General features: G+C 78.3%; 3 protein-coding genes. All 3 read left to right on the plus strand.

Annotation, left to right across the window (positions count from 1 at the left end; translation table 11 throughout):
* The first annotated feature begins 254 nt into the window (after window positions 1-254).
* Window positions 255-701: an SRPBCC family protein gene (locus WCS02_RS20090; protein ID WP_340296074.1), complete on the plus strand. Its 447-nt coding sequence runs from the start codon at window positions 255-257 to the stop codon at window positions 699-701.
* A 1-nt stretch (window position 702) separates the two neighbouring features.
* On the plus strand, window positions 703-1,572 hold the full coding sequence (locus tag WCS02_RS20095; protein ID WP_340296076.1) for a hypothetical protein: 870 nt from the start codon (window positions 703-705) through the stop codon (window positions 1,570-1,572).
* Between the two features lie 58 nt (window positions 1,573-1,630).
* A partial coding sequence (locus WCS02_RS20100; RefSeq protein ID WP_340296077.1) for a hypothetical protein occupies window positions 1,631-1,813 on the plus strand: 183 nt, incomplete at its 3' end.

The following is a 1,813-nucleotide window of genomic DNA, read 5'->3' on the forward strand; positions in this document are numbered from 1 at the left end:
GTACGCCGCCGACGCCATGCTCGCCGAGCTGGCCGCCGCCTCGGCCGCGGACCGGCCGCTGTCGCGCGGTCCGCTGGCCGGCCGGAGCAGGGCCGTCCGGGGCCTCCTGGGGTGCGGCGCCGCCGCGGTCCTCGTGGCGGTGCTCCTGCTCGTCACCACCCTGGTGGGGCTGCTCTGAGCAGCCCGGACGGTAGGTTCTGCCCGTCAGACCCCGCGCCGAGACCCCCGGCCCGGCAGACGAGCAAGGAGCTGACGTGGCCCAGCGCACCGAGTCCTCCATCACCGTCGGGGCACCGCCCGCCGACGTCCTCGCGGTCCTCGTCGACCTCGAGCGCTACCCGGAGTGGGCCGGCGGGATCACCGACGTGGAGGTCCTCGAGCGCGACGCCGACGGCCGCCCCAGCACCGCGCGGTTCACCATGAGCTCCGGCCCCGTCCGCGACACGCTGCTCCTCGCCTACTCCTGGACCGTGACCACCACGGGCACGGGCACCGTGTCGTGGTCCCTGCTCGAGCGCGGCCGCATGACCACCGAGATGGACGGCAGCTACGAGCTCGTCGGCGGGGCCGACAGCACGACGGTCACCTACCGGCTCGAGGTCGACGTGTCGATCAGCCTGCCCGGGCTGCTGCGGCGCAAGGCCGAGAAGACGATCACCGACGCCGCCCTCAAGGACCTCAAGACGCGCGTCGAGCGCTGACGTGACCGGCCGGGTCGTCCTCGACCTGGGCTGCTGCCCGGCCGGGTCGCAGCCCGGCACGGCCGTCCGGCGGGCGGGCGGCAAGGTGCTCGAGCTCGCCACCGGACCGGACGCCGGTCCGGACGCGGGCCCCGCCGTGGACGTCGCCTCCACGCCAGGTGCCGCGGACAGCCTCCGGCTCGGTGCACCGCCCGCCGACCCGGACGGCTGGGAGGGCAGGGTCGCCCGCCTGCTCGGGCTGCACGCCGGCGCCGTCGCTGCGGGCGTCCCCGTGCCGCTCGCCGACCACGTCGTCACGTGGGCGCGCGTGCGCCGCGAGCTCGAGGCCGACCGCTGGGACGTCGTGGTCCTCGCCGTCGCGCCGTACGCGGTGCCGGCCCTGGTGGAGGCGCCCGCGGTGCTCCTGGACGTCGTCGACGCCCGTCTGGACGCGCTGGCGCCCGGGGCGGGGACGGACCCGTCGGCGGCCTCGCAGCTGGTCGAGCTGCTCGACCTGCGGCCGGCGCTCGTGGCCGCGCGGGACCTGGCGGAGGGGGCGGCCGCGGCGGGCCACCCCGGTCAGCACCAGGGCTGCGACCGCCCCGGCTCCACGGGTCTGGCCACGGTCGACCGCGACGACCCGGCAGGCCCGCCGGTCCGCAGCGTGCGGGTCGAGGCCGACGGGGACGGCCTGGTCTGGTCGGTGGCCCTGCCGCGGGGGCTCCGCCCGGTCCTCGCGCACGACGGCCGCCGGCTGCGCGTCGGCACCGGACCGGCCCGGCGGACCTTCCGTCTCCCGGCGGCCCTGACGCGCTGCGAGGTCCGGGCTGCGAGAGTGGTCGCCGACCGGCTCGAGGTGCGCTTCGAGCCGCACCCGGACGCCTGGCGGTGACGCCGTGACGACGGGGCCGGCAGGACCGCCGGGAGGACCGGTGGAGCAGGAGGCGACGATGGGCGAGGACCGGGCGGAGCGTGTGCTGGGCGCCGTCCGCGACGGCTGGCACGGCCTCGCCGGCGGCGACGCGTCGGCCTGCCCCGGCTGCCCGGTCTGCAGCCTCACCCGGCGGGCCGGCGGGACCGACCCGGTCGCCTCCGCCCACCTGCGCGCCGCGGCGGACCACCTGACCGCCGCC

Origin of the sequence: Aquipuribacter hungaricus (genome assembly GCF_037860755.1) — a bacterium.
GTDB classification, from domain to species: Bacteria; Actinomycetota; Actinomycetes; order Actinomycetales; family JBBAYJ01; genus Aquipuribacter; species Aquipuribacter hungaricus.